Here is a 23402-nt window from a genome sequence, read left to right as displayed (position 1 = left end):
ATGGTCCTTATGACGCCTTGGAGAGCCACAGGGTGAAAGCCGCCTTGTCGGCGTCGCTCCAGTTCGACCCGGCCGGGGGGGCTTGCTTGCCCACCACCAGGCCGGTTCCCTTGAGCGAGGGCACCACACCCTTGCCCGCCAGGATCTCCACGGCCTTGCGCAGGGGCAGGCCCACCAGATTGGGCACTTCGGCGCTGTTGGCGGCAAGGTTCGTGGGCGGGAACGCCACGCCCATGCCTTCCGACACTTCGGAGGCTGGCACCTGGGGCGGTTCGGGCCGACGTTCCTCGGCAAGCTTCACGGTTTCGGGCAGGCGTCCCAGGTACGAAAGCGACTTGAGCGCCACCTCGCGCACGGCCGGAGCGGCGACCACGCCGCCGTAGTGGCTCGGCTCGGGTTCGTCCACCATGACCAAAATGATGTATTCCGGGTCCACGGCCGGAATAAATCCCACGAAATTGGCCAGATACTTGTTGCCGTAGCCGCCCGTGGGCTTGGCCTTCTGGGCCGTGCCGGTCTTTCCGCCGAGTTCCAGGCCGTCGATGTGGGCCTTGACGCCGGTGCCCTTTTCCTCTTCCACCACTTCGCGCATCATGAGTTGCACGTTTCTGGCCACCTGGGCGTCGAAAACCCGCACTTCGGGAGCCGAGGCGTTTTCCTGGGGCGGCTCGATCACCAGGCGCAGGGGCTTTTTCACGCCGCCGTTGGCGATGACGTGAAAGGCCTCGGCCAGTTGGATGGGGGTCACGCCGATGCCCTGGCCAAAGGAGTTGGTGGCCAGATCGAGTTTGCTCCAGGCCGAAACCGGCCGCAAAAGGCCCTTGGCCTCGCCCGGCAGGGGCAGGCCGGTGCGTTCCCCGAAACCCACCTTCTGGAAATAGGCGTTGAGTTTGCGCGCGCCCAGGTCGAGCCCGATCTTGGCCGCCCCGATGTTGGAGGACCAGCGCAGGATCTTGTTCACCGGCAGCATGTCGTAGGGGTGGGTGTCGTTTATGACCGCGATGTGCTGAAAGTTCCAGCGCCCCTTTTCGCAGTTGTACAGGGTGTCGGGACGCACCACCTTTTCTTGCAGGGCCGCGGCCACGAGAATGGGCTTCATGGTGGAGCCGGGCTCCAGCACGTCGAGCGCCAGCCGGTTGCGGGCGGCCTTCGGGTCGGCGTTGTCGCCCCCGTTGGGATTGAAAAAGGGATAGTTGGCCCAGGCCAGAATCTCGGCGCTCTTGACGTGTACCACGATGCATACGCCGGCCTTGGCGTGGTTTTCCGTCACGGCCTTGGCCAGGGCTTCCTCGGCGAAAAACTGGATCTGCGAGTCGATGGTGAGCTTGACGTCGCCGCCGTCGGTGTTGACCATCTCGCGGCCCTGGGCGTCCAGGTAGAGGCGTCTCCCGGAGGCGTCGCGCTGCACCACGTACTTGGCCCGCTTGCCGGCCAGAACCGAGTCGAAGGACTTTTCCAACCCTTCGAGTCCCTGGTCGTCGTAGCCCACGAATCCCAAAAGCTGTCCGGCCATATGCTTGTTGGGATAGGATCGGCCGTACTCCGTGGAAAGCGAGACGCCGGGCAGGCCCGCGGCCTTGATCTGGGCGGCGGCCTTGTCGTTGACCTTGCGCGCCAGGTACACGAAATTGGCGTGGCTTTGCAGCTTGCGCAGGATCGTGCGCCGGGGTTGGCCGAGTATCCGGGACAACTGGTCGGCGGTCTCGTTTACGTTGCGAATGTCTTTGGGCTGGGCCGAAACCGCGGTGAACTCCACCGACATGGCCAGACTCTGGCCGTTGCGGTCGACAATCCCCCCCCGCCGGCCCCGGTCGTACTCCGAGGCCAAGTGCTGGCGCAGAGCCTGCTCCGCGAGAGCCGGACCCTGCACGATCTGCAGAAATCCCGCCCGCACCCACAGGCACGACCACAGCAGAAAAAACAGCCCGCCCACCAGGATCAGGCGCATCCGGCTGTAGTCGCGAATCTGTTTCTGCCCTCTGCTCATGCGGGGTTTTTCCCGTCCGCGCGTTTTTCCCGCGCGGTGCGTTTCGAATCGTCCTTCTTGGACTTCTTGGTCTTTTTCCCCGGATCCTTGGCCTTGTCCGACTTTTCAAACTTGATGGGCGGACATTTCTTGCCTTTTTCCGGAATATTCTGGGCCGCCTTGAGCACCGGGGAAGCCAGTTCCTCGCCGGTCTCGGAAAGTCGCCGGATCTGTCCCGGGCGGGCCTGGCACAGGCCGTAGTCACGGGCCAGCATGCGCATGCGCTCGGGAGTGAGCAGGGTGTTGCGCTCCACCTCGAGCTTGGAGATAAGCGCCTCCTGCGCGTCGATCTCGGTCTGGAGCCGTCGCAATTCGTAGGCCATGTCCACCCGTTCGATGTTCACCCAGGTCAGGGCCAAGCCCAGCGCCAGAAAGCAGACCAGGCTGAACACCATGGAAAGCGCCCATTCCTTGCTGACACGCTTCACGTCTCGTCCCCCTCGCCAAGCGGCAGACGCAGGGCCGCGCGCAGTTTCGCGCTCCGCGCCCTGGGGTTGGCCGCCACTTCCTCCGGGCCGGCCACCAGGGGCTTTTTGGTCAAAATGCGCAGTCTGGCCTTGTGGCCGCAGGTGCACAGCGGCTGCCTGGGCGGGCATACGCATGAGGCCGCCTCGGTGCGAAACGCGTGTTTCACCATGCGGTCTTCCAGCGAGTGGAAGGAAATGACCGCCATGCGTCCCCCAGGAGCGAGGTAGGCCGGCGCCAGATCGAGAAATTCCGCCAGTTCCTCGAGTTCCCGGTTCACGGCCATGCGCAGGGCCTGAAAGGTGCGCGTGGCCGGATGGTTGCGCGCGGTGGCCCGCCATTTGGGCGGGTAGGCCCGCTCCACCAGATCGGCCAGCTCCTTGGTGGACTCGATGGGGCTCTTGGCCCGGGCGGACTCGATGGCCCGGGCGATGCGCCCGGCCTGGGGTTCTTCGCCCAGGTCGCGGATGATGTCGCGCAACCGTTCGAACGCCAACTTGTTCACCAGATTGGAGGCCGGCTCCAACCCGTCGGCGCGGCTCATGCGCATGTCCAGCGGGCCGTCGGCCAGAAAGCTGAAGCCCCGTTCGGCTTCGTCGAGCTGGGGCGAGCTTACGCCCAGGTCGACCAGCATGGCGTCGACGCTTTGCCAGCCCAACTCGGCCAGGGCCTCGGGAAAACGCGAAAACCGCATGCGTCGCAGATGAACCCGGTCCCCGTGGGGAGCCAGGGTCTCACCCGCTCTGGCGATGGCGGTTTCGTCTCGGTCGAGTCCCAGAAGCTCCACGTCTCCCCCCGAGGCGTCAAGAATGCGCAGGCTGTGCCCGCCCAGCCCCACGGTGGCGTCGAGCACGCGCCAGCCCGGGCGTACGTCCAGCAGTTCGCACACCTCCCTGACCATGACGGAGAGGTGGCGCGGGTCCGGTCCCACGCGGCCCTACAGTTGCAGCACGAAGCCGTCGCGTCCCAGCGCGGCCATGTCTGCGTCAAAGGTTTCCTCTGTGGCCCGGCGCCTCGCCTCGAACGTCTCCTTGTCCCACAGCTCGAATTTGATGCCCACGCCGGCCACGATCACGTCGCGGTCGAGTCTGGCGTAATTGCGCAGGGAGGGCGGCACCAGGATGCGGCCCTGCTTGTCTATGGTCACGTCTTCGGCTCCCGAGAGCAGAAGGCGCTGAATGTTGCGAAATCGCGTGTCCAACATGTTGCCTTGTTGCAGGGTTTGTTCGATGCGCTCCCATTCGGGCATGGGGTAGCCCGCCACGCACTTGTCGGGAGACGTGGTCAGAACGAGCCGTCCCTGGGGGGAACCCTTGAGAACTTCCTCCCGAAATTCGGGAGAAAGCATCAAACGCCCCTTCGGGTCGAGGTTTCGCTCGCTATGCCCACGAAACATGGGAGCCCCCTACACAATATCCCACTTTCTACCACATTTTTCCACTTCGTCACGCAAAGGACCGTCCATGTCAAGCGGAAAAGGGGGGGGCGCGCGGGACAGGGTCGTCGCAACGAAATGGGGAAAATTCCGGTCCGGAACGCCTCCTTTTGACAGGGGAAAAAAAGGGAAAAAATATGCCCGGATGGACAAAATTCCCTGGTGGCTCTTGCCAGTGCCACCAGGGGAAGCTATGGATTCAATAGTTGTGGAAGAACTCCCCCAAGAACCTCGACCGGAACATCCATGTCGCCAAAAAAGCAAGAATCCCTCGAGGGCCTGGAAGAAGAATACTACCAGATAAGCCCCGATATCCTTCAAAGCTTCAATAAATTTCGTCCTCCTTTGAACATTTTTCTTCTCAAGGAGGACGTGGTTCGCCTCATGCCCTATTACCGGGTGGGCGAGCGCCTGAGCAAGGAGCAGAGCGAGGAGCTCGAACGCCTGGTGGCCCAGGGGCTTATCTTCGTCTCCCGGGCGGACCATTCGGTCTACGTCAAGCACATTTCCTACCAGCTCGACCTTGTGCTCATGGATCGTCACCTCACCGAGACCGAGGTCGCCGACATCTTGCAGATCGCCCTCACCCGGCGCATGGAGGAGTTTCTCGACCAGCCGGTGAAACTGGTGGCCGACAAGCTGGTGGCCGACATCCTGGTGTTGACCGAGTACATCTGGGAAGACTTCAACCGGGCCAAGGCCGTGTCCAAACGGGTGCACACCAAGCACAGCCTGGCCAACCACAGCGTCAACTGCGGTCTGGTTGGCCTGCAAGTCTACCTCCAGGCCGCGCCGGAAGACCTGCGCACCTCGGCCAAGGGACGCCAGATCCTCGACCGCATGGCCATGGGCCTGTTCCTGCACGACATGGGCATGAGCAAACTGCCCGTGTTTCTCCGGGAAAAGACGCAGCAACTCAGCAGCGAGGAGCGGCAGAAGATCGTCAAGCACCCCCTGCTCGGGGTGGAGATGCTGACCAAGCTCGACCTGAAGATACCCGAAGTGGAGCAATGCATCCTGCATCACCACGAACGCGTGGGAGGCGGGGGCTATCCCCAGAAGCTCGCGACCATTCCCGACGCGGGCCTGTTCACGGCGGTGGTGGATTCCTACTGCGCCATGATCACGGAGCGCCCCTACGCCCCGGCCCAGGCCCCCAAGGCCGCCGCCGCGTCGCTGGGGCAGGACGCCCACTACGACACGCGCTTTTCCAAACAGCTCATGAACTATCTGGTGGCCACCCGACAGGTGTAGGCAACCAAAGAGGGCAAAGAGAACCGCGCGGCGGGGCGCCCCCGCGAGCGGGTTTTCGGTGGCTTCGACCGTGGGCGGGCGATTTACCCCCCACGGGAAGGGGCCGGGCCTTGAACGCCGGACGCGACGAACACGCCGGATGCGAGGAGCCCGGACGGCTCGTTCGTCTGGCGGGGGTGTTCGCGGGGCGGACGCCTTGGCCCTGCCACGGTTCGTCACTGTCCGGGACGGACTTCGCCCCGCCGACCGAACGACCCGGCGGCTCCTACTCCCGAACGATTTCGCTTTCCATCTGAAGGAAAACGTCCTCGGCGGAGATCACGCCGAGCACCCGTTCCCCTTCCATGACCACGGCCCAGCGCCGTTTGGTGGCCAGCATGGCTTCAAGCACCATGGAGAGCGTGTCCTGGGGGCGCAGCACGGGCACGTCGCGCTCCACCACTTCGGAGGCCAGGCGGGAAAAGCTCTTGCGGCACACCACGCGAAAGGCGTCGTCGTCGGACTCCGGGTTGGAAAACAGCAGGAGCGAATCTTCCAGGGCGCTTTTTTCCAGGAACAGCAGCAGCCACCATGCCGTCACCACGCCCCGGTATTCCCCCGTGGCCGAAGTCACCACGGCGCAGGCCGCTCCCGCCTGCTCCTTCATGGCGTTGAGCAGGAGCTTGGCGGTCTCTCTCAGATTCATGTCTTCGCGCACGGTGAGAAAGTCCGTGCGCATCACGTCCCAGGCGCGTTCTCGAAGCAGCATGAGTCCCCTCGCGTCGGTATTTGGCGGTTGCGGTCGGCGAACCCTCGTTGCCAGGACCGGTTCCTCTCCCTATAGTGCTTGAGCATTCTTGAAAAGACCTTCCCGGGGATGTTGTGGACTATATTCGGCTTACCGTCGGAATCTCCGACATGAAAATCGCCCGGAGAGCGCGCGAAGTGTTGGTCACGCACTCGCTGGGCTCCTGTTTGGGGCTTGCCGCCTACGACCCGAAAAAGGGGATTGGCGGACTCATTCACTGTCTGCTGCCCACCTCGCGCACCGCCCTGGTGGAAAACCCCTACATGTACGTGAACCTGGGCGTACCGGTCATGATTCGCCGGTTGATCAGCCTGGGGGCCTGCAAGGCCGACCTGGTGTTCAAGGCGGCGGGATGCGCCGCCATGATGCACATCATCAACGCGTTCGACACCGGGGCGCACAACTGCAAATCCCTGGTGAACCTTTTCGCAAAAAACGGCGTCACCCTGGCGGCCCAAGACACCGGCGGGTCGATTCCGCGCACCATGTATCTTTATAATGATACGGGACGCGTGGTGATCACTTCGCAGGGAAAGGAGTGGGAGCTGTGAGCGCACGCGAGGAAATACTGGCCAAAGCCACGGCCCTCCCCCAGATGCCCGTGGCCGTGCAGCGGATTTTGACCTACCTGGGCAAGTCCGACGCCGATTTTCGGCGCTTGGCCGAAATCATCGAACTTGATCCCGGCATCACGGTCAACGTGCTGCGCATGGCCAACGCTCCCTATTTCGGGTCCGCCGGTCGGGTGACCACCGTGCAGGACGCGGTGTTTCTCCTGGGCGTCAACCGGGTCTACCAACTGGTGCTGGCCTCGGGCGTGGTTCCCCGGACCAAAGGGGAGGTCAAGGGGTACGGACTGGCCCCGGGCGATCTGCTGCGTCACTCCGTGGGGGTGGCCGTGGGGGCCGAAGCCATGGCCGCGGTCCTGAGCCTGGTCGCCCCGCCGCACGTGTTCACCGCGGGCCTGCTGGCCGACATCGGCAAGACCGTCATGGGAGAATTTCTCGAACTGGACGCCAAGCCCATACTCGAACTGGCGGCCAGCCGGGACATTCCCTTCGAACAGGCCGAGCGCGAAGTGCTGGGCATCGACCATGCGGAGTTGGGCTCCCTGCTCCTGAAACACTGGGAGATTCCCGAACCGATCGTGCGTTGCGTGCGCTGGATGCTCGATCCCTGCTCGGCTCCCCTGACCGGCCTGGATATCGATCTCGTGCATTTGGGGCATGTGCTGTCATGCATGGCCGGTCTCGGCCTGGGGGTGGACGGATTGGTCTACGTGGCGTGCGACAAGAGTTTCGAACGGTTGGGCGTCACCCAGGAAGCCATGTTTACCGCCACCGAGCGCATGATCGCCGGCTTGACCGAACTGGAGCCCATGTTCCTGAACCTGTGAGGCCCTGTCCTCCGACAACGGTCTGATGGCGCCCGCGCGTCATCGCCGTACCCGCCGGGAACTCGGGATCGGCAAGAAGAGCGAAACATCCCGGAAGCGCGCCCGGAAATAAATGCGCCCGCCCTTTCTACCGCGTTTGCGCTTCGGTTTCCCCCGGCTGGCGTCCGTCGCTGACCGCCCGCACGTAGCGGCGGCAGGTGGTGTCGGCCGGGCAGAACGCGCCTTGCCAGGCGTCGGCGCACCAGGCCTGGGTGAAGGTGCGACGGTCCGCGCTCCAGAGCAGGCGCACCTGCGGATCGAACACGTCGTCCACGCAATGGTCGGCGAAGCGTCGTGGGGGAGTGAGCAGGCCGGAGAGTTCGTCCACCGTGGGCAAGCGCCAGCCGGAAAGACCGGCCAGGCGCGTCCGGTCCAGATGTTCTACATATTGGGCGGCTTCGAACCAGTCCAGGGGGTAGTCGCAGCCCGACCACTGCCACGCCAGGCCGGTGCGCCGGTCGAAGACCACCGCCCCCTGCCTGTGGAAGTCCGGGCGGGCATAGCGCAGGGGGCGAAAGAGTTCGTCCAAGCCGAACAGGCGTCTGGCCTCGTCGTCGCGGGCTTTGGCCGGGCGGTTGCGGGGGGCGTGCGCTCGGGCGTCGGGGTCCGTCTCGGGCCGGTCTTCCGGGAAGCGGTCGGGCAGGGCGCAGGCGTGGCCCAGGCGTTCGCGCCAGTGGTCCATCAAGGAGGACAGGCGCGCGGCCATGGCCTTGGCCGAGGCCGGACGCTCGGCCGGATCGGGACTCAGGGCGCTGGCGAAGAACTGGTCCCACTGCCGGTCCATGTCCGGCGAAAGGAGGCTCGGGCGACGGCTTCCCGTGGGGGGCTCCTCGGTCACGCATCCGAAAAGCAGCCGGTGGAGCACCATGGCCGCGGAATAGAGGTCGGCCTGCGGGCCGGCGCGATCCGGGTCGCGCTCCTGCTCGGGGGCGGCGTAAAAAGGGGAGCCGACCTTGAGCCCCGGAGCGTGGGCGCGGATTTCGCCGCGCAGGGCCGACAGGCCGAAGTCCGCTATTTTCACCCGGTCGGCGGCGTCCAGCAAGAGGTTCGCGGGTTTGATGTCGCGATGCACCAACCCGGCGTAATGCAGCCTGGCCAACCCGGAAAGCGTTTGCAGGACGAACCCCACGGCGCGGGGCAGGGGCTGGGGACGGCTTCCGGCTTCCACCCGCCAGCTTTCCCCCACGGTCTGGCCCAGGTCGCGGCAGAAGTATTCCAAGAGGCAATAGGGATCTTCCCCGTGTTGTCCCACTCCGAGCACCTGCACGATGTTGTCGTGCTCCAGCCGGCCCATGATGCGGGCTTCTCCCAGGAATCGGCGCAGAAGTTCGTCGCGATTCACCAGGGAGGCCAGGAATTCGGTGGGGTGAAAGAGCTTGAGCGCCGCCAGACGTCCGGTCACGGGCATGCGCACCTTGTACACCAGACCCTCGCCTCCCCGGCCGAGCAGGCCCATCACCTCGCAATCGCCGACGTGTTTCATGGTCGGTCCGGCTCCAGTCGGTCGGCGTACACGTCGGGTATGCCGGTCGCGCGGATCTTGGTCGCGGCCGCGTGCCAATCGTAGACCGTGCGCACCACGTCCAGCCGGCCGGTCGCGGACTCGTAGAGCAGAAAGGTCGCCCTGGGGTCGGCGTCGCGGGGCTGGCCCACGGCCCCGGCGTTGATCAGGTGCCGGGCGTCCGGTTCCAGCAGGATCGGGCCCGTGTCCAGGCGGGAGCGTTCCAGCTTGCCGTCGCGCAGGGTGATGCGGCGCAGCAGGTGGGTGTGCCCCACAAAACTTACCGTCTCGTCCAGGGACAGCATGGTGCGTTCCAGGCGGGCCGGACTCACCTCGTGCAGGTAGACGGAGGGGTTGTTGGGCGGAAAGCCGTGCACGAACCGGCAACCGGCCAGGCTCAGGCTGAGCGGCAGGGAGGCGATCCAGTCCCGGGTGGACGGGCGGATGCGTTGTGCGGTCCATTCCAGGGCTTGCAGCGAAATGGGATTGAACGAGCGACGAAACCCCGGGCGCAACAGCCCGAATTCATGGTTGCCTAGTATCGCCAACACCTGCTTTTCGCGCAGGAAGTCCACCACGGCGTCCGGGTCGGCGCCGTAGCCCACCATGTCGCCCAGGCAGACGACGTGTCGTTCGCGGGGGGCGCACAGGCGGTCCATTTCGGTCCAGGCAGCCAGCAGGGCTTCGAGATTGGCGTGAATGTCGGAAAAAACGGCGAACAGCATGGCGTTGTCCAAACGCGGCCGATCAGGAGGCGCGGTCGGAGTCGGTGCGTTCCAGGATGGCCAGCATGCGCACCCGGAGGGTGTCCATGTTGACGGGTTTGGTCACGAAATCGGACCGGGAGGTGTTGAGGGCGCGGCTTTTGGTGGGTTCGTCGTTGCAGGCCGAAACAAAGACCACCGGGGCCTGGGTGATCAGGCGGATGCGCTCGGCCGCTTCCACCCCGTCCATTTCGCCCTCCAGCATGATGTCCATGAGCACGAGGTCCGGCCGGATCTGGGCCGCCAGGCGTATGGCGTCCTCGCCGTTGTGCGCCACGGCGGGCACGGTGAATCCCAGTCTGCGCAGTTTCTGGCGCATGTCCAGGGCGATGATGCGTTCGTCTTCGACGATGAGAACGGCTGGTTCCATGATAGGGGCACGTGCATGCTGAATTTTCGTGCGATGACCATAAACACGCCGGCAGGGGCAGGGCAACAAAAAAGGCCGGTCCAGCCGGCCTTTTTTTGATGCAACCCGTTGAAAGATCAACCATTAAGCTCTTGCCGCAGCCAGGACTTGATCTCCGGTGTCGGCGCGTAGACCCCCTTGTTGCATCCCACTTCGTTCATGAACTTGGGGCGCAGATGCTCGGGCAGGGGCATTTCGACAAGTTCCTTGGCGTCGTCCGTGGTGCGCTTGACCAGGGAAACCATGGGCACCGTTCCCCAGGTGTTCACCACGAAATAGGTGGTGGAGTCGCTGCGATGGCGAACTGGCTTGAAATCTCCCAGCCAGCTGTTGTTTCCCCACTCCAAGTACAGGGTGACCGCGGTTTCCGGGGTCATTTCCCAATCGATGTCATATTCCTGGAAGCTCTTGAGCGATCCCATCTCCGTGTCCTCCGTAATTATTCTTTTCTTGGTTTAGATCATAGTAACCGCGAAGGGGAGAGTCAAGACCTTTTTTGTCTTATTTGCTAGACCGTGGCGCCTTCCAGGGCCAGGGCGGCGGCCTGGGCCACTGTCATGTCGCGAAGTTCCCCCGCCATGTAGAGCTCCACGGGGGTGTGGTCGGCGGCCAGGCCGGCCAGGCCCTGACGCACCGCGTCGGCGCGTTCGCCGGCCAGGGCGAGCACCAGGCCCAGGGCCAGGGCGGCCAGGGCCCGGCTGTGGGGATCTTCGTCCGACAGGGCCTTCAGGAGATCCTGCACGGCGGGCAGCACCATGGCCGGCGTCGCGCTGGCCAGCCGGGCCAAGCCCCAGTAGACGCCCCGGCGCAGCATCGGCAGTTCGAGATAGTTGTCGCCGGTTTCGCTGTCGCGTTCATCAATGTAGGAACACAGCACGCGGTGGAATTCCATGGCCAGTCCGAGTTCCGAGGCCAAAATCGAACCGAAGGCCTCGGGCACGCCCCAGGCGATGTTTCCCGACTCCTCGTTGAGACGCCACATGATCTGGCGCATGCATTCACGGGCGGCTTCGCGGCGTTGTTTCGCCAGCCGGGCCACGGTCCAGCCGAAGGCTTCCACGGCGCGCCACCGGACAAGGGGGGCCGTGTCCAGCAGGCAGGCGTAGAGCGGGCCCAGAAGAGGTTTGGGGGGATGGGCCTCGAGAAGGGTTCTGGCCTCGGCCAGATCGGCGTGGGACAAGGCGTTGAGCACGTCCCCGCGCAGAGTGCGCAGTCTACCCATAGTGTTTGCTCCTGTTTGCGGATGGGCGGGGCGGGCCCCGCCCGGTCAGCCTACCAAAAGCGCCGGTGCGCCACCAGCGTCGGGCGCGTCCAAAGCGCCCCCGGGGCCGATATTCGGGCGCGACCGGGCCGCCTTGGTGTCTTCTTTCCCTTTTTCCCAAATATCCCTATGTGGGTGGCGCTTTGGACGCGCGCTGGTATTCTGTCTCCAGCGCGCGTCCATGGGGGCGAGGCCCGGAGCCGGCCCTGGACGCGCGACTTTGATAATTGTGAGGAAACGCATGGACATCGCTTCCCTGGTGGAGTCCGCCGCCCGAGCCCACGGATTGCCCCCCGAACTGGCGGGGGCGGTGGTGCGTGTGGAATCGGGCGCAAATCCGCTGGCCTTTCGTTTCGAGCCCGGTTTTTTCAACCGCTACGTGCTGCGAAACGCCTCGGTGCGGGCCAAGCCCCCGTGCAGCCTGGAAACCGAACGCCAGGCCCGGGCCATGTCCTGGGGACTTATGCAGGTCATGGGCGAAACCGCCCGGGAATTGGGCTTCGACGGGCCGTTTCTTTCGGCCCTGACCGATCCGGCGACCGGCCTCGACTACGGTTGCCGGCTGCTGGCCAGGCTCAAGGCCCGATATCTGAAGGACCACGGCTGGCCCGGAGTGGCGGCGGCCTACAACGCCGGCTCGGTGCGGTTCGCGCCCCGGGGCTCTTTCGTCAACCAGGCGTATGTCGACGCCGTAGCCAAGGCTCTCCAAGGTCGATGGCCCAAATAAAAACGCGAATGTTGTTGATTGGTTGGCTTCTGATCCTGACGGCTTGCACATCCCAGACGGGCGATTTCGCCGGAGCCGTGCAACGAGTCCACGACGGGGACACCCTCCTTGTGGACGGCGTCAAGGTGCGCCTCTACGGCATCGACGCCCCGGAACTCGCCCAGCCCGGAGGCGAGGCCTCCCGCGATCATCTGCGCGCCCTGGTGCGCGGGGGCAGGGTGAAGGTGGTCTTCATGGACAAGGACGCCTACGGCCGCGTTGTCGGCCGGGTGTTTTTGCCCGACGGCTCGGACGTGTGCGCCGAAATGGTGCGCACGGGTCACGCCTGGGTGTATCGAAAATACTGCCGGGACTGCCGCGACCTTTTGGCCGCGGAAGCCCTGGCCCGCTGGCGGGGCATCGGCCTGTGGAGCGAAAAGGCTCCCACGCCGCCCTGGCAGTGGAGAAGACAGAAGAGGAGAAGCGCGTTTGGAAGCAAAGAAGTGGCACACTTCAAAAACTCTTTGGGTCAATGGGGCCGCTTTGGTCCTGGTGGGGCTGCAGGCCGTGATCGGCCATGCCGTGGTTGACCCCGAATTGCAGGCCGGTCTCTTGGCCGTGACCAACGCGGTGCTGCGGCTGTTCACCGCCAAGCCCCTGGCCTGACATGGAAAGCGACATCTTGCGGCCCCTGGTCAAGCAGGCCCTGCGCGAGGTTCTGGACGAAGGCGTGCCCGGTCCCGGATGTTGCGCATCGTGCGAACTCGACCCCGGGGAACACGCCCGACATCACGAGCTGTTGCGCAACGCCTTTTCCTTGCGCAAGCAGGCGCTTTCCGCCGCCGTCACTTCGCTGGTGGGCGGGGGGCTTCTGTGGCTCGGCATGGCCGCCTGGGAAAAGTTTTTGCGCGAACTGGTGCGGTGACCGCGTGGCCAGACCGCGTACGACCAAACCCCTCCGGCCGGACAAGGCCGGCGTGCGAGCCGCCAAGTTGCTCGACGAAAAGGTGCTCGACGTGCTGGAACGCCTGTTGGACGCCTCGGACGACAAGCTGCAACTGGCCGCTGCCAAGGAGATCCGGGACATCGCCCGGGGATCGGCCGAGGCGTTGGACCCGGCCGACGGCAAACCCTCGCGGGTGTTCGTGGTGACCGGCATCGAGCGACAGCCCGGCGAGGCCGAGTGACTCGGGCGGCCCTGTGGCCCGCCCATTCGAAACCCAAAAGGCCGTCGGACGGAAGTCGCGCTTTCGTCCGGCGGCCGTCGAATAATATGGCCGGGGGCTTTTGCTCCCCGGCCTTTTTTTTACCAGTGCCGATGCTTGTACCGGGGAGCGGGCGGCGGCGGAGGCGGGGGCGGCGGATAGTGTCCGTGGCGTCGCCAGTATTTGCGGGCCTGGCCGGGCGGTAGCGGGTAGGCCGGCGCATGATAGCCCGGAGGCGGCGGCGGAGCCACGTACACGGGCGGCGGGGGCGGCGGAGGCGGCCCCGCCGACAAGGTCACGCCCATGGACGGCGTTCCCACCGAGATGGAACCATAAGCCATGGCTTGCGTGGCGAAGACCGCCAGGGCCAAGGCCGTGAGAATCAGGCGCTTGATCATATCTATACCCTCCAACCCTAGGAATATCACGAATCGTGCCAAATACAATATTGCAATATTTCAAGGGGATGACAAAAAGGCGGGAAGCATTCGGTTACGAGAATTTCCCTTGCGATGACGGAAATTTCCCAGAGACGGGTACAGGACGCCCCCTGGAAATATGAGCCGAAGTGTGCGGGAAAGGAGGTTTTTTTGTCGCATGGGTCGCTCGATCGGTTATGTCGCCAGATGCCGTCGTTTTGTGATTTTCCAGTTTGTTGAAGGTGTTGGCGGAATCCGTTGTCGCGTTCGATTGACAAGAAACCGACCGGTCGGTATTTTTTGAGACATGAGCGAGGCCTGTAAAAAGAAAAAACGTCCCGAGTTGGTTCGAGCGCAACTGATGGAGGCGGCCGCGGAGATTACGGTCGAAAGCGGCCTGCCCGGTTTGTCCCTGGACCGGGTGGCCCGGCGCGCCGGGGTCAGCAAGGGGGGACTCATCCACCACTATCCGAACAAGCAGTCCCTGATACGGGGACTGTTTCAGCACGTCCTGGACTTGTTCGGAAGCGCCCTGAGGGAGCACATAGCCGCCGATCCGTGCCCGAGGAACCGATTTACCCGAGCCTACGTGGCGGTGGCGGGCCGGCTGCACGAAAAGGTGCCCGGAGGAAAGCTTTTCGGGGCGTGCGCCCTGGCCATGAGCCTGGAACCGTCGATCACCATGATGTGGAAGGAATGGTTGCGAGCGCAACTGGAACGTTTCGACGAGGATCCCGAGTGTCCGGTGCGGGAAATGCTGCGGTTCACGGCGGACGGCATATGGATCAGCGACTGTACGGGAATGTCCTCCTTGACTGACGAACGGCGAAAGCGCCTGGTCGAGCATCTCATGAGCACGGCCGGGACATGCGAAAACGAATCGGACACGGGCCGACCCGAACCGGCGCGACGCGCGGGGTCCGAAGCCAAGGCGCGCCTTCCCCGGGGGGCAGCCACCCGGCCCGGAACCGAACGGGCGGACGACATGAGGTCGCTGTGTTCCATGTTGCTGGTGGCGCATTACGAGCGGGGCAAGACCGACCTGACGTTCGCCCCCTGAGCCGTCGGGAGTGTCGCGGCGGGCGGAGCGGGTCCGGGCGCGCTGCCTCTCCCACCGGTCGGGGCCGGCCTCCCGGTCACGACTTCGAGCCGGTGTAGGTTTCCACGATGTTGGTGGTGAGCAGGGTGTTGACGGTGTCGATGGCGCTCTGGGCCTGCCCGGTCGAGAAATAGGAACTCAGAAACGACTTGTTGCTCGATCCGTAGCCCTTGAGCGTCGAGCCGCTGCTGGTGAGGGAATTGCCGCTCAGGGTGGCGCTGGTGATGTCGGACAGGCTGCCCGAAATTGCGGCGTTGGAAAACTGCTCGGCCAGGTTCTTCAGCGTGTAGGCCTGCACCGGGTCGCTGGCGTCCTCGGCGGCGGCGTTCAGGTCGTCGGCCACGCCCTTGGTGATTTCCTTGAACTTTTCTGGATCGTTGGACGAAATTTTGGAGAGTGTGGACAGCAGGGTCGCGGTCTGGGATATGGTTGCCGACGTGGAGGCCTGGCTGGAACTGGACGAGGAGTCGTCCGAATTGTTCAGGGCGTCCAACAGGGTCTGGGAGGTGGCGCTGGTCTGGGTGGAATCGACGTTCAGGGCGCCCAGGGTGGCGATGAGCGACTGGTAGTTGCTGACGGAATTGACGGCCATGGCTGTATCCTTTGCCCGGCGGGCGGTGTGTGTTCGTCGCGTGGCGTATCGGCAGGAGAGTCGCCCGCCCTGGCGGCGGAAAAGGGGAAAAAACGTCCGCCGCCCGGCGCGCGGCGCTCCCGACGTCGAGAAAGCAAGAACCGGACCGGACTGTTTTTGCCGCCGCGCCGCGCCACCCGCCGGACGGGCGGTATTGTTTTCGCGCGCCTCTTGACCTGAAGACCCGGCGGGGGCAGTCATCGCTCACGTCCAACGACGGACCTGGTCCCCGCACGGGCGTAACCAGGCACCAAACCGGGCCGGGCGCCAGCCCGCGAAAGGAGATGCGCGCATGAACGACCTCTTCGACAAGCTCTTCAAGATCGCCCTGCTGGTTATTTTGGCGGGATTTCTCTTTGTCTACGCCAGCGCGCAGGGGGTGGGACGCTACCAGTACTCGCGCGACGGCGAGTTGGATTTTCTTCTCGATACCAAGACCGGTCTCATCTACCAGGGCGGCTACATCATGAATCATCTTACGGGCAAGGAAGGGCCGGCAAAAAAATGACGCCCGAATCGGGCGTCGGTCGAAAGCGGGCGTCCGCGAAATGACGTCGGCCGTCCGGGCCGCGTTTCCCGCGTCCCCGTCCGGTTCGGCTCCCGCAGGGCGCGATTGATCCTCCCCGGTGAAACAGATATTGAGAACCAAAACGGGAGGAAACGACATGCACGTTTGCGCACTCATGGGCAGTCCGCGAAAGGACGGCAACACCAACATGCTGCTCAAACCCTTTCTGGCGGAGTTGGACCGCAAAGGGTGCGGCCATGACCTGTTCTGGCTTCACGACCTGTCCATAGAGCCCTGTATCGCCTGCCGTTCCTGCCAAGAGGATTGGAGCGTGTTCGGCTGTCCGGTGGAGGACGATCTTCAGGCCATCTTCGATTCCATCCTGGCCAGCGACCTAATCGTGCTGGCCACGCCCATCTACTCTTTTTTTTGCACGCCGCCCATGAAAGCGGTGCTGGACCGTCTGGTCTACGGCATGAACAAGTACTACGGCGACAAGAAAGGCCCCTCGCTCTGGGCCGGCAAGCGCGTGGCCATCATCACCACCTGCGGCTACAAGCCCGAAAAGGGCGCTGACCTCTTCGAAGAAGGGGTCAAACGCTACTGCAAGCATTCCCAACTGCGCTACGCCGGCATGTTGGCCGAACGCCACCTGGGCTACGACACGGTCTTCTGGAGCGAGGACAAGGGCGAACGGGCCACGGCTTTCGCCGCCGGGCTGGTCGGGGTCTGATCGGACGGGAGGGGACGCCCGGAAGGGACGTTTGCGCCGTATGCGACCCCGGGCCGCGCGACGCGGCGAGGTTTTGTCCCCAGGACGCACGGAAAAGGGCTCCGGCAGAAAAAGCCGGAGCCCTTGCTTTTGTGTTTTCGCACCCGCAGGCTACTGGCCGTTCACGATGCGCCAGGTGCCGTCCGGCTGGCGGCAGGCCGTTCCGCGTCCGGTTTCGGGCTTGCCGTCCACGTAGATGGTTTCGGTGAACTCGCGGCAGGGGGCTCCCTGGGCGTCGTAGTAGGTGTTCACCGGCCGCACGGTGTAGCGCTGGTTGGTGTTGGGGTTGGTCCACTGGGCCGGGGCGTTGTCCCGGTTGTACTCCAGGGAGTGGGCCACCTGGCGGCGGTCGTAGTCGTCCCACTGGCTGCCCAGCCAGCCGCCCACGGCCGCGCCCACAACCACGCCCATGATGGTGCCGAGCGTCTGAGCCGCCGGATCGTGCGACCAGATGGCCGCGCCGGCCGCGCCTCCGGCCGCTCCGCCGGCCACCATGCCCACGTCCCGTTTGGTGAGTCTGCCGTCTTCGGCGCAGGCGGCCAACAGGCCGACCAGGGCCATGGCGGCCGCGATTCGCTGCAAGGTTTTCATTGTGATGCACCTCGTCTTGTTGTCGTGTCGGCCGGGTTTCGCCGGTCGAGCGATTCAGGCCCTTCTAACCGGTTGTCCCGGTGATGGAAACACGGAATTTTTTGCAGAATTTCACCGGGTTGTAACTGGTTTTGGCCTTGCGCAGCCCTTCGTCCCCCAGGTCCTGCTCGCGGTTGACCCAGGTGTAGGGGCGTTTCAGGTCGGCCAGAAACATCTGATTGATGGCCTGGTACACGCCCTTGTAGTCCGAATGCCCCTTCTCGAAGTGGATGACCAGGGTGTCGTCGTCCAGGGGTTCGGCCACGGTGTAGGCCACCATGCGGCCGTTTACCCGGATGCCGCCGCCCAGCAGGTCGGGCAGGTTGTCCCACTCCTTCACCACCCGCGAGATGGCCTGGTTTTCCGCGGCCAGGGTGAGGTCGCACTCGGCTTCGCGCCATTGGCACCATTCGAGCTGCATCTGCAACACCTCTTCGATGCAGTCCGGGGTGAGGGGGCGGTAGTCGTAGGCGTAGAGCTTCTTGAACTGCGCGAGCAGGTTCTTTTTCTTGTGAAACCGGTTGCCCGACAGACGCACCAGCTCGTCCACGCTGTAGACGTAGTCCCAGTGGTCGCGGGCTTCCTGGGCCACCATGCGTTCTTCGGGCAAGGCCTTTCGCCAGATGTCCACCAGCAGTTCGGGCACGCGGGTGAGCACGCCGCCCTGGGCCAGGGTGGGGCAGTTCGTCCAGTCCATGTCCGGCCAGGGGCCCACCGGGGCCCAGTTCACGACCTCGGGAATGGTCTGGCGTATCCAGACGTGGGTGTCGCCGAAGGACCATTCCAGGCCGTAGGCTTCGGCCCAGCCCCAGAGGTTGACGAAGGAATAGTCGGACGTTCGTTGCGGGCACTTGGCCAGCCGGCGCAGGTATTCTTCCCTGCCGGACAATGTCAGGGGGGTGTAGGCCCTGTTCACGGGCGCTCCTTGGGTTTGATCATGGAATAAGCGGACCAGTTCTTGAACGTGTAGACGAGAAAAAGGGTCGACGCCTGGAACATCTGCGACAACAGCATGGAAAGCCAGACGCCCTCGGCGGTTCCCCAGGCGTGCCAGCCCAGCCACCAGGCCACGGGCAAGCGCACGCCCCAGATGGAGACGCCGAACACGACCAGATTATAGACCGTGGCCCCGGCTCCGGTCAAAGCCCCGGCCAGGATGAGTCCGGTCAGGGTGAAGGGAGCGGCCAGGATGTTGTAGCGCAGATAGAGCCGGGTCTGGGCGATTACCGCCGGATCGTCGCTGAAAATCATGGAAAGCTCGGGCAGAAAATGCCACACCGCCACGGCCACCAGGCCCATGAGGGCCAGTCCCAGGGCCCAGATGCGATAGCCCATGCGTTTGGCCTCGCGCGGGTCGCCCGCGCCCAGGCAGTGGCCCACCAGGATGGAGGCCGACAGGTTGAAGGCAAAGGCGGGCAGGAACACGCCGGATTCGATGCGCGCGCCGGCCGCGAATCCGGCCAGGGCCTCGACCCCGCCCCGGGGCAGGCCGCCGGCGATGGCCAGAAGCACCAGATAGCCCGTGTGCCATACCACCTGCATGAGGCCCGAGGGCAAGGCCACCTTGAACAGGTAGGGCGTGGCCGCCGGAATCCAGCGCCAGGGAGGCAGCATGCGCCGGCGCAACAGTCTGGCCCGGCGCATGAGCCAAAGATTGAGGACCGTGCCCGCGGTCACGGACCAGAACGTGGCCCAGGCCACGCCCCGGTAGCCCATTTCCGGCAGGCCGAACCGGCCCAGTCCCAGGCCGAAGTCCAGCCAGGCGTTGATCAGGCAGACCACGGCCATGGAAGCCAGGGGCAGTTTGACCATTTGATGGGCGCGCAGCACCGCGCTCGAAATGAGAAACACCGAGTTGGCCGGCACGAGCAGCAAAAAAATGAAGAGAATGTCTTCGGCCGGCGCCCGCACCGGACCCGGGACGTTCAAAAGGTCGAGAAACAGGCCCCGGGAGAACAGGCCGAAGGCCAGAATGGCCAGACCGAAGCCGGCCCCACCGGCCAGGCAAAGGCCGGCGTAGCGTGTGGCGCGCAGGCGCTTGCCCGCTCCCAACGACTGCGTGATGGTGGCCACCGAGCCGTTGGCCACGGCGATGGCGACCATCTGAAAGAAAAACAGGGCCTGGGAGATGAGCCCCATGGCGGCCTGGGCTTCCCGGCCGATCTGGCCGGTGACGTACACGTCCGCCACCCCGATGCAGAAATTGCACAGCATCATGAGGATTTGCGGCCACGTGAGCCGCCAAATGGAGCGGTACGGTCGGGAAAGCGCGGCGGTCATGGGCAAAGCCCACTACGGGAGGAGCCCGGCATGGTCAACCTGTCTCGGGGTCTCTTGTCTAGACCATGGCTATGTGTTAAGAATAACATAAGAGCGGAAAAGGACACTCCTGCGTGAAGACCATCACTCCCACCGTACGCCTGCGTCTGTGGCTGGAAACAGAGGACGGCATGCTCCTTGGCGTTGGACGGGCCGCCTTGCTTGCCCATATTGAAACGTGCGGGTCGCTCAACCGCGCGGCCAAGGCCATGGGCATGTCCTACCGCGCGGCCTGGGGTCGGCTCAAGGCCACGGAAGAGCAGCTCGGCACCCCGGTGGTGGCCAAGGCCGCCGGACGCAAGGGGTTCGAGCTTACCGAAGAGGGCCGCCGTCTGGCCAGCGCTTTTCGAGCCTGGCATGCCGAGGTGGAAGCCTACGCCCTGGAATGCGGCGGCAAGTATTTTCCCTGGACCATTCTCCCCTACCAGGACAAAGGAAACGACGACTCCCATGGATAGGACGGTGTGCGGCCTGCCCCGGCCGGACTTTTTGGAACGCATCACCGCGTTTCACGGTTATGCCGCCCCGGGGCTCATCGTGGGCGGCTTTTTGGTGGACGCGGCCCGGCGCAACCTGCCCGAAGGCATGCTTTTCGAGGCCCTGTGCGAAACGAGCTGGTGCCTGCCCGACGCGGTGCAGTTGTTCACGCCCTGCACCACGGGCAACGGCTGGATGCGGGTGAAGAACCTGGGCCGCTACGCCCTGGCCCTGTACGACAAGCATACGGGACACGGTTTTCGGGCCAGTCTGGACCCGGCCCGGCTGGAGGCCTATGTCGAATACCGGGACTGGTTCCTCAAGCGTCGTCCCAAGCGCGAGCAGGACTCGGATCTGCTCCAGGATCAGATCTTCGAGGCCGGGATGTCCGTTTTGCGCGTGCGGCCCGTGGTTGCGGGCCCGGGCTGCCTGGGGCACCGGGAAAAGGGAGCCGTGGCCGTGTGCCCGGTCTGCCGCGAGGCCTACCCGGCGCGCGACGGCGGGGTGTGCCTGTCCTGCGCCGGGCATGACCCCTACGTGCGGCCGGTTCTCGCCCCGAAACTGACGGCCCTGCCCGTGGAAGAGGCCTCGGGCCGCACGGCCCTGCACGACATGACCCGGGTGGAGCCTGGCGTCTCCAAGGGCGTGGCCTTTGCGCGCGGCCAGGTGTTCACCGGTTCGGACCTGTGCCGGCTGCAACGCATGGGGCGCAACCGGGTCTATGTGACGGAATCGGGGGAACCGGGCCAGGCCTTTGTCCACGAGGACGACGCGGCCGCCCGGCTGGCCGGGGCGCTGTGCGCCGGGAGCGGGCTTCAGGCCCAGTCCGGCCCGCGCGAGGGCAAGATCACCCTGTCCGCCGCCCAAGCGGGGCTTTTCACCGTGGACGTGGACCGGCTGGCCGCCCTGAACGCTTTCGGGCAGGTGGCGCTTTCCACGCTTCACGACGCCACGCTTGCCCGCGCAGGGCAATCCCTGGCCGGGGTTCGGGCCATTCCGCTCTACATCGAACGCGAGACCCTGGACCAGGCCCTGGGGCTTCTGGCCCAATCTCCGGTGCTTGCGGTGCGTCCCCTGCGCCGGGCCAGGGCCGGCGCGCTCATCACCGGTCAGGAGGTGGTCTCCGGCCTGGTGGAGGACCGCTTCGCCCCCATTTTGCGCCAAAAGCTGGAGGCCCTGGGATCGAGCCTGGAAACGGCCCGTCTGGTCCCGGACGACCCAGGGGCCATCGCGGCGGGGGTGAAGGCGCTCGTGGACGCCGGCTGCGACCTGATTTTCACCACCGCGGGCATGAGCGTGGACCCGGACGACGTGACCCGCCAGGGCCTGGAACGGGCCGGGGTGCGGGACACGGTGCGGGGGATGCCCCTGCTGCCGGGTAACATGGCCCTGGTGGGGCGGGTGGAAAAGGCGGACGTGATCGGCGTGCCGGCCTGCGCCCTGTACCACCGCGTCACCAGCCTGGACGTGCTGCTGCCCCGCGTTCTCGCAGGGGTTCCGGTCACGCGCGCCCTGGTCGCGCGCCTGGGACATGGCGGGTTCTGCATGGGGTGCGAAACGTGCGGGTTTCCGCATTGTCCGTTCGGAAAGTGAAAGCGGCCGCGCTGTGCGGCCCGTCAGGAGCCGCCGTGGGGGGCGGCCTGTCGCGCGGGGCGAACAGGGGGCGTCGGCGGCGTTACTCCAGGCTCACGCCCTGTTCGCGGCCCTTGTGCTCCACGAGGAGCTTTTCCAGGCCGAATTTTTTTACCCGGTAGCCCATCTGGCGAAGCGTCAGCCCGAGTTCCCTGGCGGCGCGCGACTGCACCCAGCCGTGACGCTCCAAGGCGGCGATGACCTCGCGCTTTTCCATGTCCTTCAGGCTTGCGGCCTGCGGTTCGGCGTGGGGCAGATGCCCGGGCGCCGCGGCCGTTGTGAAGAAATAGGGCGGAATGTCGCTCAAGTCGATGCGTTCGTCTTCGACCATGATGGAGAGCCGCTCCACCAGATTTTCCATCTCGCGCACGTTGCCGGGCCAGTCGTAGCGCACCAGACAGTCCAGGGCCTTGGGCGTGAAGGAGAGGCGGCGTCCGTATTCGCGCGAGAGCTTGTCCAGGAAATGGTTGAGCAGCGCGGGGATGTCCTCCCGGCGTTCGCGCAGGGCCGGCACGCGCACGGGAAACACGTTCAGCCGGTAGTAGAGATCTTCGCGAAACTCCCCGGCGGTCACGGCGTCGGCCAGGTCGCGGTTTGTGGCCGCGATGACGCGCACATCCACCTTGCGGGTCTTGACTCCGCCCAGGCGTTCGAACTCCCGTTCCTGCAGAAAGCGCAGGAGCTTGGCCTGTATGGAGCCGGGCAACTCGCCGATTTCATCCAGAAAGACCGTGCCCCGGTCCGCCTCTTCCAGGCGTCCGGGCTTGGAGGCTACGGCTCCGGTGAAGGCCCCTTTTTCGTAGCCGAACAGCTCGGATTCGAGCAGGTTTTCCGGCAAGGCGGCGCAGTTGACCTTGATGAAGGCGTACTTGGCACGGTCGGAGAGCTCGTGGATCATGCGGGCGGTGAGGGTCTTGCCCGTTCCGGATTCGCCGAGCAGAAGCACCGTGGCCCGCGTGGGCGAAACCTTTTCGATCATCTGGTGCACGCGCACCATGGCCTGGCTCTGCCCCACGATGAAGAAGCGCTGGTAGCTTTTGGAGAGCTTGACCCGAAGCGACAGGTTTTCGCGCTTGAGCAACTCCTCTCTGGCGCGCACCTGGCGGTTGATGAGCACGAACTGCCCGATGAGCGTGGCCACGATGGAAAGCACGCGGATGTCTTCCTCGAAATTCACCTCGTCGCCGAAGAGTCGGTCCACGTTGAGCACACCCAGGGGCTGGCCGTTGGCCACGATGGGCACGCCCAGGAAGGAAATCTGTCCGCGCTCGAAGGAGCGCGACTGGGTGCGGTCGAGAAACAGGGGTTCCTTGGCGATGTCCGGCACCACGAAGGGCTTTCCGGACTGGAAGATGCGTCCGGTCACGCCCTCGTCGAGCTTGTACACCCCGCGTTTTTTTTCCTCGGCCGAAAGACCGTGCGAGGCCAGGATGAACAGGGTGCCGGTTTCCTCGTCGAGCAGGGTGACCGTGGCCCGTTTCATTTCCAAAGTCTCCGAGAGGATATGGAGCATATCGCTGACGGTCTGGTCCAGATCCAGGGCCTGCCCGATGATATGCGCAATATCGTTGAGGACTTTGAGTTCGAGGCTGCTGGTCGGGTGCATGGGGCTCCAGGGGTTTGTGGCGAGCTTTTTTTCTAGATAAATACAAAATTGTAAATTTGCA

The 23402-nt window shown here is 64.7% G+C and carries 28 protein-coding genes; 12 read left to right on the top strand and 16 right to left on the bottom strand.

The window, feature by feature from the left end; all coding sequences use genetic code 11:
• Positions 1–7: 7 nt before the first annotated feature.
• Genes ACYQ01_RS06955 through ACYQ01_RS06940 form a run of 4 tightly spaced genes read right to left on the bottom strand, consistent with a single transcriptional unit; the run spans position 8 to position 3839 of the window.
• A complete protein-coding gene (locus tag ACYQ01_RS06955) occupies positions 8–1987 on the bottom strand; it encodes a penicillin-binding transpeptidase domain-containing protein (RefSeq protein WP_459933106.1) in 1980 nt (659 codons plus the stop codon).
• Entirely contained in the window at positions 1984–2454 is a 471-nt protein-coding gene (locus tag ACYQ01_RS06950) for a hypothetical protein (RefSeq protein ID WP_459933105.1), read from the bottom strand. Before ACYQ01_RS06950 ends, ACYQ01_RS06955 begins: the two co-directional genes overlap by 4 nt.
• Positions 2451–3422, bottom strand: a complete 972-nt coding sequence (gene rsmH / locus ACYQ01_RS06945; RefSeq protein WP_459933104.1) for a 16S rRNA (cytosine(1402)-N(4))-methyltransferase RsmH — start codon at positions 3420–3422, stop codon at positions 2451–2453. Before rsmH ends, ACYQ01_RS06950 begins: the two co-directional genes overlap by 4 nt.
• A 6-nt stretch (positions 3423–3428) precedes the next feature.
• Positions 3429–3839 carry a division/cell wall cluster transcriptional repressor MraZ gene (locus ACYQ01_RS06940; RefSeq protein ID WP_459933103.1) on the bottom strand — a complete coding sequence of 137 codons (411 nt, stop codon included), beginning with the start codon at positions 3837–3839 and terminating at the stop codon, positions 3429–3431.
• A 333-nt stretch (positions 3840–4172) separates the two neighbouring features.
• Here ACYQ01_RS06940 and ACYQ01_RS06935 point away from each other — a divergent pair, with 333 nt between their 5' ends.
• Complete coding sequence (locus tag ACYQ01_RS06935; protein ID WP_459933102.1) at positions 4173–5180, top strand: HD-GYP domain-containing protein; 1008 nt, start codon at positions 4173–4175, stop codon at positions 5178–5180.
• 265 nt (positions 5181–5445) lie between these two features.
• Here ACYQ01_RS06935 and ACYQ01_RS06930 read toward each other — a convergent pair whose 3' ends face one another.
• Complete coding sequence (locus ACYQ01_RS06930; RefSeq protein WP_459933101.1) at positions 5446–5928, bottom strand: CBS domain-containing protein; 483 nt, start codon at positions 5926–5928, stop codon at positions 5446–5448.
• Positions 5929–6077: 149 nt separating this feature from the next.
• Between ACYQ01_RS06930 and ACYQ01_RS06925 the strand changes: the two genes are divergently transcribed.
• Positions 6078–6518, top strand: a complete 441-nt coding sequence (locus ACYQ01_RS06925) for a chemotaxis protein CheD (RefSeq protein ID WP_459933100.1) — start codon at positions 6078–6080, stop codon at positions 6516–6518.
• Positions 6515–7363, top strand: coding sequence for an HDOD domain-containing protein (locus tag ACYQ01_RS06920; protein ID WP_459933099.1), 849 nt, complete (start codon positions 6515–6517; stop codon positions 7361–7363). The genes ACYQ01_RS06925 and ACYQ01_RS06920 overlap by 4 nt, the downstream gene beginning before the upstream one ends.
• Before the next feature lie 127 nt (positions 7364–7490).
• Here the strand turns inward: ACYQ01_RS06920 and ACYQ01_RS06915 are convergent, their stop codons facing one another.
• The 5 genes from ACYQ01_RS06915 to ACYQ01_RS06895 all read right to left on the bottom strand — a co-directional run bounded on the left by ACYQ01_RS06915 (position 7491) and on the right by ACYQ01_RS06895 (position 11298).
• Complete coding sequence (locus ACYQ01_RS06915) at positions 7491–8885, bottom strand: protein kinase domain-containing protein (RefSeq protein ID WP_459933098.1); 1395 nt, start codon at positions 8883–8885, stop codon at positions 7491–7493.
• Positions 8882–9628, bottom strand: a complete 747-nt coding sequence (locus ACYQ01_RS06910) for a metallophosphoesterase family protein (RefSeq protein ID WP_459933097.1) — start codon at positions 9626–9628, stop codon at positions 8882–8884. The genes ACYQ01_RS06915 and ACYQ01_RS06910 overlap by 4 nt, the downstream gene beginning before the upstream one ends.
• Positions 9629–9650: 22 nt before the next feature.
• Complete coding sequence (locus ACYQ01_RS06905) at positions 9651–10037, bottom strand: response regulator (RefSeq protein WP_459933096.1); 387 nt, start codon at positions 10035–10037, stop codon at positions 9651–9653.
• A gap of 116 nt (positions 10038–10153) precedes the next feature.
• On the bottom strand, positions 10154–10498 hold the full coding sequence (locus ACYQ01_RS06900) for a DVU0772 family protein (protein WP_459933095.1): 345 nt from the start codon (positions 10496–10498) through the stop codon (positions 10154–10156).
• 86 nt (positions 10499–10584) lie between these two features.
• On the bottom strand, positions 10585–11298 hold the full coding sequence (locus ACYQ01_RS06895) for a DVU0298 family protein (protein WP_459933094.1): 714 nt from the start codon (positions 11296–11298) through the stop codon (positions 10585–10587).
• 280 nt (positions 11299–11578) lie between these two features.
• Here ACYQ01_RS06895 and ACYQ01_RS06890 point away from each other — a divergent pair, with 280 nt between their 5' ends.
• From ACYQ01_RS06890 to ACYQ01_RS06875, 4 genes are all read left to right on the top strand, one after another.
• A complete protein-coding gene (locus ACYQ01_RS06890) occupies positions 11579–12064 on the top strand; it encodes a transglycosylase SLT domain-containing protein (RefSeq protein ID WP_459933093.1) in 486 nt (161 codons plus the stop codon).
• A 14-nt stretch (positions 12065–12078) separates the two neighbouring features.
• On the top strand, positions 12079–12633 hold the full coding sequence (locus ACYQ01_RS06885; protein WP_459933092.1) for a thermonuclease family protein: 555 nt from the start codon (positions 12079–12081) through the stop codon (positions 12631–12633).
• Positions 12634–12710: 77 nt separating this feature from the next.
• A complete protein-coding gene (locus tag ACYQ01_RS06880; RefSeq protein ID WP_459933091.1) occupies positions 12711–12968 on the top strand; it encodes a hypothetical protein in 258 nt (85 codons plus the stop codon).
• A gap of 4 nt (positions 12969–12972) precedes the next feature.
• Positions 12973–13230 carry a hypothetical protein gene (locus ACYQ01_RS06875; protein WP_459933090.1) on the top strand — a complete coding sequence of 86 codons (258 nt, stop codon included), beginning with the start codon at positions 12973–12975 and terminating at the stop codon, positions 13228–13230.
• 119 nt (positions 13231–13349) lie between these two features.
• Here the strand turns inward: ACYQ01_RS06875 and ACYQ01_RS06870 are convergent, their stop codons facing one another.
• Positions 13350–13646: a hypothetical protein gene (locus ACYQ01_RS06870; protein WP_459933089.1), complete on the bottom strand. Its 297-nt coding sequence runs from the start codon at positions 13644–13646 to the stop codon at positions 13350–13352.
• A 328-nt stretch (positions 13647–13974) separates the two neighbouring features.
• Here ACYQ01_RS06870 and ACYQ01_RS06865 point away from each other — a divergent pair, with 328 nt between their 5' ends.
• Positions 13975–14727 carry a TetR/AcrR family transcriptional regulator gene (locus tag ACYQ01_RS06865; RefSeq protein ID WP_459933088.1) on the top strand — a complete coding sequence of 251 codons (753 nt, stop codon included), beginning with the start codon at positions 13975–13977 and terminating at the stop codon, positions 14725–14727.
• A 76-nt stretch (positions 14728–14803) separates the two neighbouring features.
• On the opposite strand, the gene ACYQ01_RS06860 is transcribed toward ACYQ01_RS06865, so the two are convergent.
• Positions 14804–15358, bottom strand: coding sequence for a hypothetical protein (locus ACYQ01_RS06860; RefSeq protein WP_459933087.1), 555 nt, complete (start codon positions 15356–15358; stop codon positions 14804–14806).
• A gap of 331 nt (positions 15359–15689) precedes the next feature.
• Between ACYQ01_RS06860 and ACYQ01_RS06855 the strand changes: the two genes are divergently transcribed.
• Together ACYQ01_RS06855 and ACYQ01_RS06850 are read left to right on the top strand one after the other, a co-directional pair.
• Positions 15690–15905 carry a hypothetical protein gene (locus ACYQ01_RS06855; RefSeq protein WP_459933086.1) on the top strand — a complete coding sequence of 72 codons (216 nt, stop codon included), beginning with the start codon at positions 15690–15692 and terminating at the stop codon, positions 15903–15905.
• Between the two features lie 157 nt (positions 15906–16062).
• A complete protein-coding gene (locus ACYQ01_RS06850; protein ID WP_459933085.1) occupies positions 16063–16638 on the top strand; it encodes a flavodoxin family protein in 576 nt (191 codons plus the stop codon).
• A gap of 150 nt (positions 16639–16788) precedes the next feature.
• On the opposite strand, the gene ACYQ01_RS06845 is transcribed toward ACYQ01_RS06850, so the two are convergent.
• The 3 genes from ACYQ01_RS06845 to ACYQ01_RS06835 form a co-directional block, all read right to left on the bottom strand.
• A complete protein-coding gene (locus ACYQ01_RS06845; protein WP_459933084.1) occupies positions 16789–17268 on the bottom strand; it encodes an RT0821/Lpp0805 family surface protein in 480 nt (159 codons plus the stop codon).
• A 64-nt stretch (positions 17269–17332) separates the two neighbouring features.
• A complete protein-coding gene (locus tag ACYQ01_RS06840; RefSeq protein ID WP_459933083.1) occupies positions 17333–18223 on the bottom strand; it encodes a DUF2156 domain-containing protein in 891 nt (296 codons plus the stop codon).
• Positions 18220–19587, bottom strand: coding sequence for an MATE family efflux transporter (locus ACYQ01_RS06835; protein WP_459933082.1), 1368 nt, complete (start codon positions 19585–19587; stop codon positions 18220–18222). Before ACYQ01_RS06835 ends, ACYQ01_RS06840 begins: the two co-directional genes overlap by 4 nt.
• A gap of 113 nt (positions 19588–19700) precedes the next feature.
• On the opposite strand from ACYQ01_RS06835, the gene ACYQ01_RS06830 reads away from it, so the two are divergent.
• Both ACYQ01_RS06830 and ACYQ01_RS06825 read left to right on the top strand, forming a co-directional pair.
• The gene (locus ACYQ01_RS06830) at positions 19701–20084 is read left to right on the top strand and encodes a winged helix-turn-helix domain-containing protein (RefSeq protein ID WP_459933081.1); all 384 of its coding nucleotides are present in this window, start codon (positions 19701–19703) and stop codon (positions 20082–20084) included.
• Positions 20077–21696, top strand: coding sequence for an FmdE family protein (locus tag ACYQ01_RS06825; protein WP_459933080.1), 1620 nt, complete (start codon positions 20077–20079; stop codon positions 21694–21696). Before ACYQ01_RS06830 ends, ACYQ01_RS06825 begins: the two co-directional genes overlap by 8 nt.
• Positions 21697–21778: 82 nt before the next feature.
• Here the strand turns inward: ACYQ01_RS06825 and ACYQ01_RS06820 are convergent, their stop codons facing one another.
• Positions 21779–23341 carry a sigma 54-interacting transcriptional regulator gene (locus ACYQ01_RS06820; RefSeq protein ID WP_459933079.1) on the bottom strand — a complete coding sequence of 521 codons (1563 nt, stop codon included), beginning with the start codon at positions 23339–23341 and terminating at the stop codon, positions 21779–21781.
• Positions 23342–23402: the final 61 nt, after the last annotated feature.

It is taken from the genome of Fundidesulfovibrio butyratiphilus (genome assembly GCF_054657235.1).
This window is presented reverse-complemented; position numbering and strand designations above follow the sequence as displayed.